This window comes from Nocardia sp. CA-084685, from assembly GCF_050955785.1.
GTDB lineage: Bacteria > Actinomycetota > Actinomycetes > Mycobacteriales > Mycobacteriaceae > Nocardia.
Map to the genome: position 1 here is coordinate 3,740,911 of NZ_CP192094.1, position 16,757 is coordinate 3,757,667.

The 16,757-nt window shown below is 65.7% G+C and carries 9 protein-coding genes; 1 reads left to right on the forward strand and 8 read right to left on the reverse strand.

Translation table 11 applies throughout. From position 1 onward, the window contains the following. Positions 1-3 precede the first annotated feature (3 nt). The 8 genes from ACQP2U_RS17125 to ACQP2U_RS17160 form a co-directional block, all read right to left on the reverse strand. On the reverse strand, positions 4-1,419 hold the full coding sequence (locus ACQP2U_RS17125) for a TIGR02678 family protein (RefSeq protein WP_433716493.1): 1,416 nt from the start codon (positions 1,417-1,419) through the stop codon (positions 4-6). After that, positions 1,419-2,906: a TIGR02677 family protein gene (locus ACQP2U_RS17130; RefSeq protein ID WP_433716494.1), complete on the reverse strand. Its 1,488-nt coding sequence runs from the start codon at positions 2,904-2,906 to the stop codon at positions 1,419-1,421. The genes ACQP2U_RS17125 and ACQP2U_RS17130 overlap by 1 nt, the downstream gene beginning before the upstream one ends. Before the next feature lie 153 nt (positions 2,907-3,059). Then, the gene (locus ACQP2U_RS17135) at positions 3,060-3,383 is read right to left on the reverse strand and encodes a type II toxin-antitoxin system PemK/MazF family toxin (RefSeq protein ID WP_397034887.1); all 324 of its coding nucleotides are present in this window, start codon (positions 3,381-3,383) and stop codon (positions 3,060-3,062) included. Then, complete coding sequence (locus ACQP2U_RS17140; protein ID WP_364347675.1) at positions 3,373-3,585, reverse strand: hypothetical protein; 213 nt, start codon at positions 3,583-3,585, stop codon at positions 3,373-3,375. The genes ACQP2U_RS17135 and ACQP2U_RS17140 overlap by 11 nt, the downstream gene beginning before the upstream one ends. Positions 3,586-3,646: 61 nt before the next feature. Continuing rightward, entirely contained in the window at positions 3,647-7,588 is a 3,942-nt protein-coding gene (locus tag ACQP2U_RS17145; RefSeq protein ID WP_433715574.1) for a CHAT domain-containing protein, read from the reverse strand. Between the two features lie 47 nt (positions 7,589-7,635). Further along, on the reverse strand, positions 7,636-8,775 hold the full coding sequence (locus ACQP2U_RS17150; protein ID WP_433715575.1) for an XRE family transcriptional regulator: 1,140 nt from the start codon (positions 8,773-8,775) through the stop codon (positions 7,636-7,638). 532 nt (positions 8,776-9,307) lie between these two features. Then, entirely contained in the window at positions 9,308-11,914 is a 2,607-nt protein-coding gene (locus tag ACQP2U_RS17155) for an AMP-binding protein (protein WP_433715576.1), read from the reverse strand. A 99-nt stretch (positions 11,915-12,013) separates the two neighbouring features. Next, positions 12,014-12,916 carry a PAC2 family protein gene (locus tag ACQP2U_RS17160; protein WP_387293241.1) on the reverse strand — a complete coding sequence of 301 codons (903 nt, stop codon included), beginning with the start codon at positions 12,914-12,916 and terminating at the stop codon, positions 12,014-12,016. Between the two features lie 136 nt (positions 12,917-13,052). Here ACQP2U_RS17160 and metH point away from each other — a divergent pair, with 136 nt between their 5' ends. Continuing rightward, complete coding sequence (gene metH, locus ACQP2U_RS17165) at positions 13,053-16,649, forward strand: methionine synthase (protein ID WP_433715577.1); 3,597 nt, start codon at positions 13,053-13,055, stop codon at positions 16,647-16,649. Positions 16,650-16,757: the final 108 nt, after the last annotated feature.

A 16,757-nucleotide genomic window follows, 5' to 3' on the forward strand; every position in this document is an offset into this window, starting at 1 on the left:
GGTTTAAATCCCTTCCGTACCAACGCTATCGGCCTCGCGGGTGTCGGAGGCGGTGACGAACAGTTCGGCGGCCCGCTTGGTGCGGACGGTGACGACCGCGCCGCGATAGCGGGCCAGTGCGGGCAGAATGATCAGACCGTCCGCCACCACCTGGACCAGCCGCAGCCGCTCGAGCAGGGCGGTAACCTCCCTGGCCAGACCGGGGACATCGGCCTGCCACTGGGCCGCGAAGGTGACACCGTAGCGGTCGGTCAGCGCCTGTACGGTCTCGCGGACCCAGCTCGCTTCGACGAACGGATACGTCGCGCGCGCATGGGCCATCGCCGCGGCATCGGGATCCGAAACCTCTTCCACCGCTTCGGGGTCGGTCGACGGGAGATCGGCGAGCGGAACGAATACGGTGGACTCCGGGATGGCACCGTCGAGGTGTTCGGCCAGCGCGACCGCCGGATCGGGTGCACCGGGACGCACCGGCACCGGATTGTCGATATCGAGTACACGATCGGCGATCTCACCCACCAGCAACAGCGCAACCTGCGCCAATGTCCCGGTGCCCGGGAAACGGACATCGGAGAGACGTCCGGAGACATCGATCAGGGCGACGCCCTCCGCACGGCGTTCTGCTCGCAATCCGGTGAACAATTCGACATCCGCGACGACCCGATCCTGCAGCAACAGTGGACGCTCGTCATAGTTCAGATCCTCGGCGTACACCACCGGACGCTCCACGAGACTGCGCCGCACCCGCCGAGCCGCATCGGCGACTTGGGCGTTCGCCGCCGGACCGTGCGCCAGCGCGTCCTCTGTCAACAAACCACGAACACTGTGCAAATGCTGCAGCGCGCGTGGCGGTCGAAACAGCGCGAAAACCACCGGCCGGTCGATGTCGTAGAGCGCTTCACCCGCCTCCGGATCGGCGGCCCAGCCACCCGCATCGCCATCGGCCAGGGTGAGCGCCCCCCGATGTGCGAGCCATCCGACGGCATCGACGAAGGCATCGCGATCGGCGGCGCGATCGGGGGAAAGTTCGAGCCCGTCGACCCGGCCGGTATAGGCGGCGACCTGATCGGCCAACTCCGACAATGTGATCTGATCGCCCGCACGGCCCAGCGCAGCCAGCGCCAAGGCCAGGTAGGCGTAGCGGCGGCGATCGAAGACACGATCGGTGACGGAGCGGGCCGGTTTGCCGGAATCGAGCCGATCGATGACCGGAAAAACCCGGGCAGTCGTTTCGGTGACCTCGAGCCGGTAGCCGAACAATTCGGCCAGATCCTCGCGGAGTTCGGTGGCCCAGCGACGGATCAGCGGCAGTGCGATCCGGTCCGGATAGGTCCGGGTGATCAGGTGATTGGCCAGGATCACCCGGGCGGCGCGCTGATAGTTGTCGAGTGCGAGCGAGTCGATGCGGCGGGCGTTGATCATCCGCGCCGCCCGCGGTTCGACTGCTTCACCTCGAGGCGACGGTTGTTCAAATGCAGCAGGCCACGCGCGGTACGGATCACCGTCGGACCCGGATGTTCGGAGACGGTGAGGGTGACGCCGCTCTCGGAGCCGGTGGTGCCGTCGATGCGGCCGCTCACCGGAACCCAGGCCGTGGACGCCGCGTCGAGCAGGCGCAGCAGCACCTCGGTCTCGCGTTCGTCGAGGACGCGCTCGTGCACCGAGGCTGCGGCCAAGGATTTGGCGGCCTCGGCGCGGGCGCGCTGCGCATCGAGCTGCGCTTCGCGGAGTCGGCGAATTCCGGCGTCATTGCGTTGAATTCGGGCGGGGGCACCGGCTTGCGGCGGCCTGCCCGTCTCGGCGAGGGTGCGTGAGATCTCCAATGGCGGTGCCTCCCACCAGGAGCGGATCGCGGGAATCAGATCCGCATCCGGATGTTCCAGCGAAATATGGCGCGGCCTACCGAGACCGAAGACGGCGTCGAAGAGCGCATGCGCGCTCTCGGTGGTCGGTGCGGCGGTGAACCAGCCCGCGAGATGGCGCAGCGCTGATTCGCGACTCACTCCGCCCTTGCGTGAATCGGTGACCCGCCGCAGCAGCGACAGCACGGCGGCAATGGCACTCATGGTCGCCTCCCGCAGCCGATCCGCCTCGGTGCCGGAGGATTCACCGGGAATATCGGAGGCCGTCGCCACGAACCAGGTCCGCAGCCCCTGCCAGCGCGCCCGCCAATCCGCTTGCCGCTCGGCCGGACTCAGGAGTACCCGCTCGTCACAGCGCGCCGCGCGCTCGATGAGTTCCTCGACGTCGGTCTCCTCGATCTCGCCGATCGCGGCGGCCAAGCGCGGCGCGAAGCGAGCCAGATCCATGCTGAATTCGCGCATATGGGCGAGCAACGCGTCCTTGTGCGCCAGGAACGACTCCGGTGTGATCTCGGTGGTGCGGACCATATCGCCGAGCGAGAGGTAGAAATGCGCGGCCCGTGCCGCCATATCGGAGAGTGCGGCATCCAGACGGCGCAGCGTCCGGTAGACGCGCTCGGCATCGCCGGCCTTATTCGCTTCGGCGAGAGTATTGAGATCCGCGAGCAGTTCGGGCAGGACCAGACGTGACAGCGCCGCCTCGTCCAGTCGCGCCTCGAGCACCCCCGCGACCGCGCGATATGCCTTGAATCCGGCCTGTGTGAGTTGGTAGACGTAGTGCCGATTCCGATATTCCGCGAGCGTCGCGGCGCGCGTGCCGTCATAGCTGCGCTCGACTACACCCCACTGATGCAGCTGATCCAACAGCGGCCCGATCTCCGCGCCGGTCAGCTGCGGTGCATCGGGCGCACTGCGTTCGATCCAGGTCGCGACATCATCGGCGTGCAGCAACACCACATACGCCGCCCGCGCACTGTCGAATGCCCGCAGCACCCACAGATACTCCGCCCGCTTCTCGGCCGTGGCGAAGGAGAACAGCCGCAACCGCTCATCCCATAGCGCGGGCGCGGCATACGGCAGGCCGTCAACGGAGTCGGTCACCGGGAACAGGGTAGTAGCGGGCCGGTCGCGGGTGTCGAGAGCGACCCCCATTCGGCGTGGCCGCGTCCGGTTTGCCGCTGTTCGCCACCTGGTGGCTCACAGGTCGAACCGAGCCCGCAGCCCGATCTTGACCTGCTCGAGCAACTCCGAGGTGAGCTCACCGACCTGCTCGGTGAGACTGTCCTTCGGCACGATGGCGATGTCGTACAGCGCGATCACCTGCGAACTCTCCGGCATTGCGACGGTGAGCAATTGATGGCGCGACGGCACCTCGCGGGCCTCGCGCACCGGCGCGGCGACCAACATCGGCCGTTGCCGAATCACCACATCGGAATCCACGATCACCACCGTCGCGCGGCGCCCGGAGATCCGGCTGACGAGATTCCAAATCTGGCCTTGGTGCGTGGGTTCAGCTGGCACGGCCGAACAATACTTGTTCGGCGGTCTGCTCGGCGTCCTTCGCCCATTCGGTTCCGGTGCTATCGGGCAATGCCCGGAGCTCATCCTCGAGCAACTGCCTGCGCACGGCCTTGGAGATGTAGTCGCTCAGCTTGTCCTCGGATGCCGCACGGAGACGGGCCGCGAGATCGTCGTCCATCGAGATATTCAGGCGCACCGTCATACAGCAGACTTTACAGCGGACACCGCGCATAGTGGTACAGAGATATGCGCCACCTGCGCAATTACGCTGGCGGTCGCAGGCGCCGCAGCAGTATCTTTCCCTGTTCGAATAGGGCGTCGAAGCGCGTCGACCCCGGTGGGTGCGGGTCGACGACGTCGAGCACACGGCCCAGATTGCTCAACGCGAATTCCATATCGCGCAGGGCACGGGGGCTGGTCGGATCGGTTTCGAGGACGTCATGGGCGATCGCGAGCGCCTCGCGGTAGACCTCGACGGCGCAGTCGTAGTCGTGCTCGCGTTCGGCGGCGTCCCCGATGGCCCAGAGAATCAGAGCGACATCGCGATGCAGTTGCAGATTTTGCGGATCGGCAGTGGCCAACCGGCGGGCGATGGTCAGTGCCTCGGTGTTGTGACGGAACGCGAGGGCGAACGCTCCGGTCGCGACGGCGACCTTGGCGAGCTGGTAATGGGAGATGCTCAGGTCGCGCTGCTTTTCGGTATTGGTCGGGTCGGCGGCGGCAAGCTGCTGCGCGAGGGTGACGGATTGGGTGTAGTGGTGGTCGGCGGCCAGATAATCGCCGGTGTGGATGGCCAAGTCGCCGAGTTTGTCATGGGAAATGCTGAGGTCGCGCTGATTTCGGGCATTGCCCGGGTCGGTGTCGGCGAATCCGCGGTGGATGGCCAAGGCTTGGGTGTAGTGGTTGGCGGCCGTGGTGAGTTCGCCGAGTCGCAGTGCCACATCGCCGGCTCGGTTGAGCGCGATGGCCAGATCGCGTCGGTATTCGGCATTGCCAGGGTCCTTCTCGGCGAGTTCGCGGTGGATGGCGAGGGATTCGGTGAAGAAGGTGCACGCTTCCTCGGGGGTTTCGTAGAGCAATGAGGTGTCGCCGATCTGCTGCATGGCAATGGCGACGTCGCGGGTGATTTCGGTATCGCCCGGATCAGCCAGTGAGAGTTCGGTACTGATGCGCAGCTTTTCGAAATAGTGCCTGCTCGCGGTCTCGCCGTGCCCCGTGCGCATGGCGAGATCGCCGAGTTTGCCGTGTGCGATCGCCAGGCCGCGCCGGGATTCGGCGGCGTCGGGGCCGGATTCGATGAGGGCGCCGTGCAGGGTGAGCGATTCGGTGTAGAGGTACTGTGCGCCGTCGAGATCGGCGGTGAGTACGGCCAGGTCACCGAGTCGGGTGCAGGCATTGGCGAGGTCACGCCGCAGGTCGACGCGGGCGCGGTCGTTATCGGCGAGGGAGCGCCGGATGGCCAGCGCCTCGGTGTGGTGGGCAAGAGCAGCCGTCAGATCGCCGGTGCGCACGGCGATATCGCCGAGGCTTTCCAGTGCCCGGCTGAGGACCTGTTGCATATCCACGTTGTGCGGGTCGGTATTCGTCAGATGTCGTGCGGTGCGCAGGGATCGGCTGTAATGCTCGCGCGCCGTGCCGAGATCTCCGGCCGACATGGCGAGTTCGCCGAGGGTGTCCAGGCCGATGACCAGTGCGCGGCGGGCACCGGCGCTGCCCGCCGTCGATTGGACCCGCGCCCGCAGCACCTCGACCAGCGCGCATTGACGATCGGTTGCGGCACGCAGGTTTCCGGTCCGGCGCAGTGCGCGTACCTCGCGCTCGCCGAGTTCGAGATAGCCGGAAGTGTCGGTCGGCAGGGTCGGCATGATCTCGCCGAGCAGGGCGGCAACCTGCAGTTGATCCAACTCGCGGCAGAAGGGGATGGCGAGTTCGGTGAGTTCGGCGTACCGGCCCGCGGCGAGTAGGTGTCCACATGCCTCGCTGTAGTCGTCGAAATCCCGGAAACCGGCTGCGATTCGCGCCATCCGCATCGCATGGGCTCGGTTGTGACGGCAAATCCGATCAGTGCCCTGGTGGCTATCGAGAGCCTGAGCGACCCACGGGTGCACGAGATATCGGTCATCGTCGGTGGTCACCAGCGTCAGCCTGAGCAACGCTTCGATGGCCGCCATCACCTCGCGGCGCTGGTCTCGTGTCGCGTCGGCACTGAAGCGGGCATGGGAGATGTCCAGATCGCGCAACGGTGTCCGAGACAATGAAATCTGCAGCAGCAGTTCGCGTTCGGAAGCATCGAGCAGATCGAGCAGTGCGTCGACAAGGATGTCGCGAGTGCCGAGCACCACCGCGGTGTCGAGACTTTCGCTCAGTGTCCGGTCCTGGTCGAGATCGACCGCGTGCTCGCCGGCCAACCGGCGCAACCGCTCACCGACCGGACGTAATGTTCCGTCGCCACCACGCAATAGCGCGTCGACGAATTCGATGAGCCGCGGGTGCCCACCGATCGTCCGTGCGACCAGCCGCTGCTCCTCCGCCCGCAAACCGCTGATCTGCGGCAGCCGCAAGAACATTCGCTTCAACTCGGCAGGAGTCAGCGGAGTTACACCGACCTCGGTCAGACCACCGGAAACCGGATAACGACAGGTGACCAGCAATCGCCCCGTCCCGGCAGACCGGCACAACAGCGAAAACTGCTCGGCGAAACCGGGATCCAGGAATTGCGCACCGCCGGGCCGAGTCAGATTCTGCTCGAAATCGTCGAACAGCAATAACACTCGGCTACCCGCCAACAACCGGTGGACATGCTTCAGTGCCTGCTCCCCGCTATCGCGGGCGAGGGCATTGGATACCGTGCGCAATGCCGGGTCGTCTTCGATCGCCGCACGGACCGCGCCGCACAGCGCGGATGGATTCCATTGCCCAACATGCTCGGCGATATGCCAGCCGCGCTCGCGCATGCGCGCCGCCACGCGACCAGCCACCGCCGTCTTCCCGAGCCCGCCCATCCCGGTGATCACCACACCCGGTCGCCCACGCGTCGACGCGAGCATGCGGACGATATCGCGCACCGGCCCGCGACGGCCGATCAGATATCCGACCGGCAACTCGCGCACCGTCGCACCGCTCGGTGCTTGCGTCCGGCGCCCGAGCGGCCGCGGTGGTGCCGTTGGATGCCACAGCGGTCGATCCGCGACACCGGTCAGCAGCGTCGGTACGAACCATTCGGGTGGAACCGCAGCGCCATCGGCGAGCCGCTGCTGCTCCAGGGCACAGCGCGCCTGCCCCAACGCGAAGGCGACCGACTCGGTCGGATGCGCGGAAAGCATGGCGTAGAACGATGTGGCCAACAGCGTGGCATACCGGTCCGAAACCCGCGTCTGCATGACCAGCACCCGCTCGACACCCCCGTTGATCAGCGTGCGCGCCAATCCGGCAGGCCCACCGTCGACACCGCCGCAACTGGACAACACCACCAATGGCAGCGCCCGCTCCGAAGCACGCAGTGCGGCAATGAGGTCCGCGGCCTCGATCACATCCGGATCGCCGTCCTCATCCTCCAATTCCAAATTCGTCGCCGACCCGTGCGCACTCAGATGCAGCACATGGAACTCCTCGGCCCGCAGCGCCGCGGTGATCTGCTGCAGCGAAGCGACTTCCAGAATGCGCACGCCGCCGCCACCCGCGGTCGGCACCTTCGAGACCGCGTCGAGGATCGCCTGCATCTCCGCTTCCACATCCAATGCCGTATTGGCCGTGCGGGTCTCGGTCGGTGCGGCGACCGCGGCGAGGATCTTCAACGGTCCCGGTGCCAGTATCGGGGCGGGCTGCCCGATACCCGTACGCCTGCGGGAGATGGCTACGGTCGGCCGAGTGGCCAGGGGCATATCGTCGGCGAGCGCCAGCATCTCGTAGGGGAGCAGCATCGTATCGTCGTCGACATCGAAGACCACGTCGGCAGCCGAGCCGTCGACCAGCCGCGTCAGCTGCCGGATCGTGCGCGGTTCGAACAGTGCGTCACGCAGGGCGGTACCGATCTGAATGACTGTTCGACGCACCGTCTCCGGTTGACCACCTATGGCATCCCACGCGCACGCCACCAGATCAGGCAGTGGCGCTGCTCGTTCACCGATGGGCGCACCCGCCTCTAACACCGTGGTGCGTAGCGATTCGTCCGCATCGCGACGCACAATGACGCGAACCCGATTCATCGCCCACCCCTTACCGCTGGCGATGAGTCAAACGTACGCCGAAATGATCACTCGCAGGACAAGGTCCGCAACTGATCCAGATACATCCGGGTACGGGGATCGCCCGGATAGCGCTCGATGATTTCGCGCGCCGCTTCGCCCGCGATCCACATGAGCGACGGCAGTGACCTGCGCTTGCCCGTGAAGGCACGCATGCCCTCGTCCAGTGCGAGTTCCAGATCGCGATTGCGCACCGCGACTACCGCGAGGGTGAGGTGTGCCTCCGATACCCGCATGGGATTGCGTATCGTGCCGTCGGCGCGCGTCGAGTGGCGGATGACCTCGCGCGCATACGATTCCGCGAGCGAATCCTCACCCGCGACCCGGCAGCAGTCCATGGCATAGAAGTCGAACTTCTGCGGATCGACCACGAAATGGTTGTCCAGATTGGTCGGATGGTCGAGGCGCTCGAGAATAGCTCGCCCCTGATCCAGCGACGCCTCCACCTCACGCCGATCACCAAGGCGGGCCCAGGCCTTCGCACGTTGTGCGCACAACTGGACACCGACGCCGAGTTCGCCGCTGATCGCCAACGCCGGATCGACCGCCTCGATCGCACCCCGATAGTTGCCCTGGGTCAGCGCGAACCAGGCCGCCATTTCCGCACTCCAGCCGGTGATCTCGACGTTCTCGGCTTCCTGGCCGAGCGAATAGGCGGCGCGGCGAGTGGCTTCCGCGGTGGTGCGCCGACCGAGGTCATAGTCCACGCAACCGACCAGCAGCGCAACCCAACCGGCCAGTACGAGAATTTCTCGATGCTGTGCCAGCGTCAGTCGGCCATCCAGCAGTGAGGTGATGCGGCGCAACCAGGATGTGCCCTCGGTATGCAGATCGTGCGGATCGGCGAACGGATATTCGCAGCACAGCCGCTCCGCGGTGATCCGGATGGCATCGAGCGTGGCCGTGGAAACATCGGACATCCGCAGCCTGCCAATGAATTCGAGGGTGTCCATCCCGGTCGCCGAGAGCAGCTCATCGTCGCGGTTCGGGCGATTTTTGGGGAAGAACGCGGCCGTCACCGTATCGAATGCGGCCGCGATGATGGGGGCATAGAAATCATCCGGACGCGACTCACCCGACTCCCAGCGTCGCCAATTACGCAGCAGGGTACTGTCCGTCGGCAGGTTGTGCGAAGACTTCGCGCGCATCACACGGACGGCGTCTGCTTGTGACCACCCCCGCGCATCGCGTTCGGAGCGCATTCGGACAGCCCAGACGGGTCGATCGTCTCCAGCGGCCACGTCTGTAGTATCTCATCAGTTAACGCTCAGTGGCCCGGATAGGGCATACAGATGTCACTGGGTTGACACCTGCACTCGCAGTTTTGCGTCCGACATGATGGATATGGGCGCGGAAGATTTGCCACGCTCCGGATGTACGGACATCTGCTCTTGCAAGTACGCAGTGCCCCTCGGCGACGGGGGTGATCCACATAAGAGAACAGCGATTATCCCCAATCCAACGGAGGTTCGGGTGGACGCGTTGATCTATGGATACTTGCGTGACGATCTGGCCGATGGCCACAGTGCAGAGCTGGAGGATGCGATGAGTAGCCTCGCACGCGAGGAAGGGCTCTGCTTCGCCGCAACATTCCATGAATCGACTTCCGGTGACGGCACGGCATTCGCCGAGCTGACCCAGGAGCTCAAGCGGGCGGACGCGCACCATGTGGTAGTGCCGTCACTCGATCACTTTGCCGGCCAGACGATTCCGCGAGACATTCTCCTCGCGAAGCTGGCCCGGGACGCGGCGGCGCAGGTGTGGACCATCGAGAGCTGCGCGCTTCCAGGCGAGGCCCTTGACGAAGAAGCTGTGCACCAGGACTGATCTGCGCCGCAGGTTCGCCACCAGCCAGGTCGCGACCGCACCGGCCGCCAGGGATGCGAGCAGCGCCGCGACATGGTGTTGCCCGAATGGCGGATAGACCTGCCAGTGCAGCAGATACACGAATAACGAACTGTCGGCCAGCAGCGCGGCGACTCCGGCGACCAGGGCAGGTACACGAACCGCGGGCAGCCAGATCAACAGCAGCAGCCCGGACATCACCAGCCGCTCCCGATCGGGAACGCCGAAGTAGCCGGGCACCGAGATGAGCAGCACCGCGCTGACCAGCAGCCGCTGCCAGATCGCCGTAGCCTTCGCGGCCGCCCAACCGAGTGCGAAGAACCAGCAGGCCAGTGGCGAGAAGGGCACATCCTTGGCCGGGTAGACCCCGAACGACCAGACCCGGAAGACCATGGTGAGACCGACCAGCCCCATGGCGAACCAGAACGGCTCGCGCCGCTGCACAGTATCGATGAACGGCACCCGCACCAACAGCGCGGACACGACCATGAACAGTACGAGCACCTCGATGAACCACAGGTGCCCCGCGGTATCGCTGTCGCGCGGTCCGAGAAACTTATTGAGCAGCAACACGTTCTGCCAGCTGTAATAGTCGGTGAACAGCAGCGTGAGGGCCACCCAGGCTGCGGTCGGGATCGCGATGAGCGCCACCGTGTACAGCGCGTGCCGCAATCTTTCGGCGCGCGGAGTCATGGTGACCGCGAAGCGGGCGAAGTTGAACCCGGCGACGCCGAGCAGGATATGCGCCGCGCCCCAGAGCACGAACATGCCGATATGGGAGCCCGCGATCAGCACGATCCCGGCGGCGCGCAATACGGTCGGGGTGTCCACCGTGCGACCGAATGCCCTGTGGCCATCGGGAACTCGCTCGAGTTCGGCGACGGTCAGGTCCGGCCAGTTCGCGGGCAGTCGGCCGAGTGCGCGCTCGAGCCGGGTCGAGGTGGTGATGTAGGTCAGCGAATTGCCGCCGAGATCGACGAAAGTGCTGTCGGGTCGGATCCGGGCGGGATCGATGCCGAGGGCGATGGCGTAGAGCGAGCGGATATCCCGTGGCGGCAGATCGGTTTCGGGCGCGGCGAGTCGGCGGATCGCTGGATAGTCGGGCTTGCCATTGGGCAGGCGCGGTACTTCGTCGACCGCGCACGCGCGAATAGCCGCGGCGGGCAGACCGGACAGTTCGGCGGCGGTCGCGGCGAGTGCTTGCGCGGGATATTCGGCAGCGACGACCAACTGGTCGTCGCTTTCGGTGCAGCAGGCCGTGAAGCCGGCAGCGGCCAAACCGGATTCGAGCCGCTGCAGGTCGATGCGCAGGCCGAAGATCTTGGCGAACCGGCTGCGCCTGCCGACTATCTGATACAGGCCCTCGGGTGTGCGCCGGGCCAGATCACCGGTGCGCAGCGATTCGACCGTACGGCCGAGCGTGAGATCGCTTGGGGCGTCAGCGTAGCCGAGCATCACATTGGGCCCGTGATAGACCAGTTCCTCATCATCGGTATCCGGCACCGTCTCGAGGGTGAATCGGCCGCCGGGAATAGGCTTGCCGATGCAGTCGGGGTGTTGGGCGGCCAATTCCGGTGGCAGAAATGCCATTCGCGCGGTGGCCTCGGTCTGGCCGTACATGACGACGAAGTCCCAGCCCGCCCGTTTGCCCCGCTCGGCGTAGTCGCGGACCCGCTCGGCCGCGAGGCGGCCGCCCGCCTGGGTGATGTAGCGCAGGCTCGGCAGTGTCATCTCGGCGAAGCCGATGCGCTCGAGCAGATCGATCGTGTACGGCACCGCCGCGAAAGATGTTGCGCCGCAGCGACGGAACTGGACCCAGAATTCGTCGTCGAGGACCGACCTGTCGGTGAGCAGCAGGCTCGCGCCGCGCAGCAGATGGCTGTGCACGACCGACAGCCCGTAGCAATAGAACATCGGCAGCGTTGTCGCGGCGCGATCATCGGCGTCGATGGTCAGGTAGTCGGCAATCGCGTTCGCATTCGACAGCAAGTTGGCCGCGGACAGTCGCACCAGCTTCGGGGAGCCGGTCGAACCCGAAGTGCTCAGCAGTAGCGCCAACTCCGGATGGAGACGATGTGCGGAGCGGGCCCGCCGAATATCGGGCGGACCCGCATCGATCACGACATCGGGATCGTAGGTACCCAGCAATTCACTGGTGATCTCCGCTGTGAGCAGAACCACACAGCCCGCGCTCAGCGCGCCCAGATACGCGACGAGCGAGTCGATATCGTTGCGCCCGGCGAGCGCGACGAGACGCCGGTTCGCTCCGAGCTGCCGCGCGTACTCCTCGACACGTGCCGCCAGCTGCGCATAGGTGATCCGCTCCAAACCATCCGGCACCGATTCCGCTGCTGTGACGGCCGCCGATGGAGATCGAGAGCAGAGGACGGCGATCCGGTCGTCGAAATTGCGAAGGTGCGCGACGATCCGGTGAATAGTCACCCGGGAAGTCTAGATGGCAAGCTTTTCCGTACCCGCGTGTGGCCCCATGGCGAACTTCCGGTGAATTGTCCGACCTCGAACCGCAACGGTGCGAACCGATTACAGCCCGAAGCTGCCCGGACCCCGCCTGCGCAGGTACTTTTCGAATTCGGCTGCGATCGCGTCGCCATCGATCTTGGCCATCGCGTCGTTGAGATCGACGGCCGCGTCGCCGCGTTCCTCGAGCGAGCGCACATACTCGCTGATCTCGTCGTCACCGACGGTCATCTCATTGACAGCGGTCTCCCAGTCCTCGGCCTGTTTGGGCAGTTCGCCGAGGGGCACCTCGATATCGAGCACATCCTCGACGCGGTGCAGCAGCGCGATGGTCGCCTTCGGATTCGGCGGCTGGGAGACGTAATGCGGGACCGCCGCCCAGAACGAGACGGCGGGTACGCCCGCCTTGACGCACTGATCCTGCAGCACCCCGGTGATACCGGTCGGCCCCTCGTAGCGGGTCTGCTCCAAACTGAACCGCTCGGCGGCTTCCTTGCTATAGGCAGAGCCGGTGACCGGCACCGGGCGGGTGTGCGGGGTATCGGCGAGCAGTGCGCCGAGTATGACGACGGTCTGCACGCCGAGTTGTTCGATGAACTCGAGCAGGTCCGCGCAGAAGCTGCGCCAGCGCATATTGGGTTCGATACCGCGCAGCAGCACCACATCGCGATCGCTGCCCGGCGGCGAGCAGACCGAGAGCATGGTGGAGGGCCACTGGATTTCCCTGGTTACACCGTCGACCTGACGTACCGTCGGCCGATTGACCTGGTAGTCGTAGTAGTCCTCGGAGTCGAGTTCGGCCAGCGGCTCGGCATCCCAGATCAGTTCCAGATGCTCGACGGCACCGCTTGCCGCATCACCCGCGTCGTTCCAGCCTTCGAAGGCGGCGACCAGCACAGGTTCCCGCAATGTCGGCAGTTCCGGCTCGGGTGACACCGGAGATTCACTGGAGTTCACCCCGGTCAGCCTACGGCGTGTGAGGACGCGGCGTTGAATTTGCGCAGTCGGCGCGGCATCGTCGGTTCATCTGTCTGGGCAGGTGTGGCGCCCGACACCGATAGGGTGGTTCGGCCTGTCGTAGCGGCCCACTACGCTTGATCGCATGTCTGCGTCCAGCTCAGCCGCCTTCGATACCACCCTTCTCGATACGCTCCGTCGGCGTGTCGTGATCGGCGACGGAGCGATGGGCACGATGTTGCAGGCGGCCGAACTGACCCTGGACGACTTCCGTGGTCTGGAGGGCTGCAACGAAATCCTCAACGACACCCGCCCGGATGTGCTGCGCAATATCCATCGCGCGTACTTCGAAGCCGGTGCCGATGCGGTCGAGACCAATACCTTCGGCTGCAATCTGCCGAACCTCGCCGACTACGATATCGCCGACCGGATTCGCGATCTTTCCGAGCGCGGCACGCGCCTGGCGCGTGAGGTCGCCGACGAGATGGGCCCGAGCGCGGACGGCACCCCGCGGTATGTGCTGGGTTCGATGGGACCGGGCACCAAGCTGCCGACGCTGGGTCATGCTCCCTACACCGCGCTGCGCGATGCCTACACCGAGGCCGCCCTCGGCATGCTCGAGGCCGGTGCGGATGCCATCCTGATCGAGACCTGCCAGGACCTGTTGCAGGTCAAGGCCGCGGTGACCGGAAGTCAGCGCGCGATGGTCGAGCTGGGTAGGCGCATTCCGATCATCACCCACGTCACGGTGGAGACCACCGGCACCATGCTGGTCGGCAGTGAGATCGGCGCGGCGCTCACCGCGCTGGAGCCACTCGGCATCGACATGATCGGCCTGAACTGCGCCACCGGCCCGGCCGAGATGAGCGAACATCTGCGCCACCTGTCCCGGCACGCGACGGTTCCGGTGTCGGTCATGCCGAATGCCGGTCTGCCGGTGCTCGGCGCGAACGGCGCGGAATACCCGCTGACTCCCGAAGAGCTGGCGATCGCATTGCGCGGCTTCGTATCCGAATTCGGGCTCGCACTGGTCGGCGGCTGCTGTGGTACGACGCCCGAGCATATTCGTCAGGTCACCGCCGCGGTACGCGAGGTGGAACCGACGCTGCCGCCGCTGGACGCACGCCGCGAACCGGTGCACGAGCCGAGCGTATCGAGCATGTACACCGCGGTGCCGTTCGAACAGGATGCCTCGGTCCTGATGATCGGCGAGCGCACGAATGCCAATGGTTCCAAGGCATTCCGCGACGCCATGCTGGCCGAGGACTGGCAGAAATGCCTCGATATCGCCAAGGATCAGACCCGCGACGGCGCGCATATGCTCGATCTGTGCGTCGACTACGTCGGACGCGACGGCACGACGGATATGGCGGCACTGGCGTCGCGGCTGGCGACCGCCTCGACCCTGCCGATCATGCTCGATTCCACCGAAACCCCGGTCCTGCAGGCGGGTTTGGAACATCTCGGTGGTCGCTGCGCGGTCAACTCGGTGAATTACGAGGACGGTGACGGTCCGGAATCCCGGTTCCAGCAGACAATGAAGCTGGTCGCCGAACACGGCGCCGCGGTGGTCGCGCTGACCATCGACGAGGAGGGCCAGGCCCGCACCGCCGAGAAGAAGGTGGAGATCGCCGAGCGGCTCATTGCCGATATCACCGGCAACTGGGGTCTGCGCGAAAGCGACATCATCATCGATACGCTGACCTTCACCCTCGGCACCGGCCAAGAGGAGTCCCGGCGCGACGGCGCCGAAACCATCGAGGCCATCCGGCTGCTCAAGCAGAAGCATCCCGAGGTGCAGACCACCCTCGGTCTGTCGAATATCTCCTTCGGCCTCAATCCCGCCGCACGCCAGGTTCTGAATTCGGTATTCATGCATGAATGCGTCCAGGCCGGTCTGGATTCGGCGATTGTGCACGCCTCCAAGATCCTGCCGATCGCCCGCATTCCCGAGGAACAGCGCGAGACCGCGCTGGATCTGGTCTACGACCGACGCCGCGATGATTACGACCCGCTGCAGAAGCTCATGTCGCTGTTCGAGGGGGTCTCGGCCTCCTCGTCGCGGGCCTCGCGCGCGGAGGAATTGGCGGCGCTGCCGCTGTTCGAGCGGCTGGAGCGCCGGATCGTCGACGGTGAGAAGGCCGGGATGGAGGCCGATCTCGATGCCGCAATGACCGAGGTGCCGCCGCTGCAGATCATCAACGAAACGCTGCTGTCGGGCATGAAGACGGTCGGTGAGCTGTTCGGCTCCGGCCAGATGCAGTTGCCGTTCGTGCTCCAGTCGGCCGAGGTGATGAAGGCGGCGGTCGCCTACCTCGAGCCACATATGGAGGCCACCGACGACAGCGGTAAGGGGCGCATCGTGCTGGCCACTGTCAAGGGCGACGTGCACGATATCGGCAAGAATCTGGTCGACATCATCCTGTCCAATAACGGCTACGAGGTGGTCAACCTCGGCATCAAACAGCCGATCGCGACCATTCTCGACGCCGCCGTCGACAAGAAGGCCGATGTGATCGGCATGTCCGGTCTGCTGGTGAAGTCGACCGTGGTGATGAAGGAGAATCTCGAGGAGCTCAACGCCAAAGGCGTCGCCGACCAGTTCCCGGTGTTGCTCGGCGGTGCGGCGCTCACCCGCGCCTACGTCGAGAACGATCTCACCGAGGTCTACCACGGCGATGTGCACTACGCCCGCGACGCCTTCGAGGGTCTGCGGCTGATGGACGACATCATGACCCGCAGGCGCGGCGGCGGCCTCGATCCGGACAGCCCGGAGGCGATCGCCGAACGCGAGAAGGCGGCCGAGCGCAAGGCGCGGCACGAGCGCTCCAAGCGAATCGCCGAACAGCGCAAGGCGGCCGAGGTGCCGATCGAGGTGCCGGAGCGCTCCGATGTGGCCGCTGATCTGCCGGTCGCGGTGCCGCCGTTCTGGGGCACCCGGGTGGTGAAAGGCGTTTCGCTGCACGAGTATTCGGGGCTGCTCGACGAGCGCGCGCTTTTCCTTGGTCAGTGGGGTCTGCGCGGTCAGCGCGGCGGTGAGGGCCCGAGCTATGAGGAGTTGGTGGAGACCGAGGGGCGGCCGCGACTGCGGTACTGGCTGGATCGGCTGTCCACCGAAGGCGTGCTGCAGCATGCGGCCCTGGTCTATGGGTACTTTCCCGCGGTCTCCGAAGGCGATGACGTGATCGTGCTGACCCAGCCCGATCCGGAGGCGCCGCAACGGTACCGGTTCACCTTCCCGCGCCAGCAGCGCGACCGGTTCCTGTGCATCGCCGACTTCATTCGCTCGCGCGAACGCGCACGCGAAACCGGTCAGGTCGATGTGCTGCCGTTCCAGCTGGTCACCATGGGCCAGCCGATCGCCGATTTCGCCAACGAGCTGTTCGCGGCCGACAACTATCGCGACTACCTCGAGGTGCACGGCATCGGTGTCCAGCTCACCGAGGCGCTTGCCGAATACTGGCATCGTCGGGTCCGCGAAGAGTTGGTGCTGGAAGGACATTCGATCGCCGATTCCGACCCCTCGGATGTGCAGGAGTACTTCAAACTCGGCTACCGCGGTGCGCGCTACTCCTTCGGTTACGGCGCCTGCCCGGAGCTGGAGGACCGCGCGAAACTGGTTGATCTGCTCGAGGCCGACCGCATCGGCGTCGTACTGTCCGAGGAGCTGCAGCTGCATCCGGAACAGTCGACCGATGCGTTCGTACTGCTGCATCCGGAGGCCAAGTACTTCAACGCCTGAGGGCCGACTGGTCTGTTTCCGGGCGGGATTCGTCATCCGCCCGGTCCGGGCGTTGTGATTCTCACCGCATCGGAATCGGTTCGATCGGTGCGTTTCCGTCTCCGGTGC

What these genes read in the sequence shown, in the direction of transcription:
- ACQP2U_RS17140 (WP_364347675.1), bottom strand. Translation starts at nt 3,585, where the DNA reads ATGACGGTGCGCCTGAATATCTCGATGGACGACGATCTCGCGGCCCGT.
- ACQP2U_RS17145 (WP_433715574.1), bottom strand. Translation starts at nt 7,588, where the DNA reads ATGAATCGGGTTCGCGTCATTGTGCGTCGCGATGCGGACGAATCGCTA.
- ACQP2U_RS17150 (WP_433715575.1), bottom strand. Translation starts at nt 8,775, where the DNA reads ATGCGCGCGAAGTCTTCGCACAACCTGCCGACGGACAGTACCCTGCTG.
- metH (WP_433715577.1), top strand. Translation starts at nt 13,053, where the DNA reads ATGTCTGCGTCCAGCTCAGCCGCCTTCGATACCACCCTTCTCGATACG.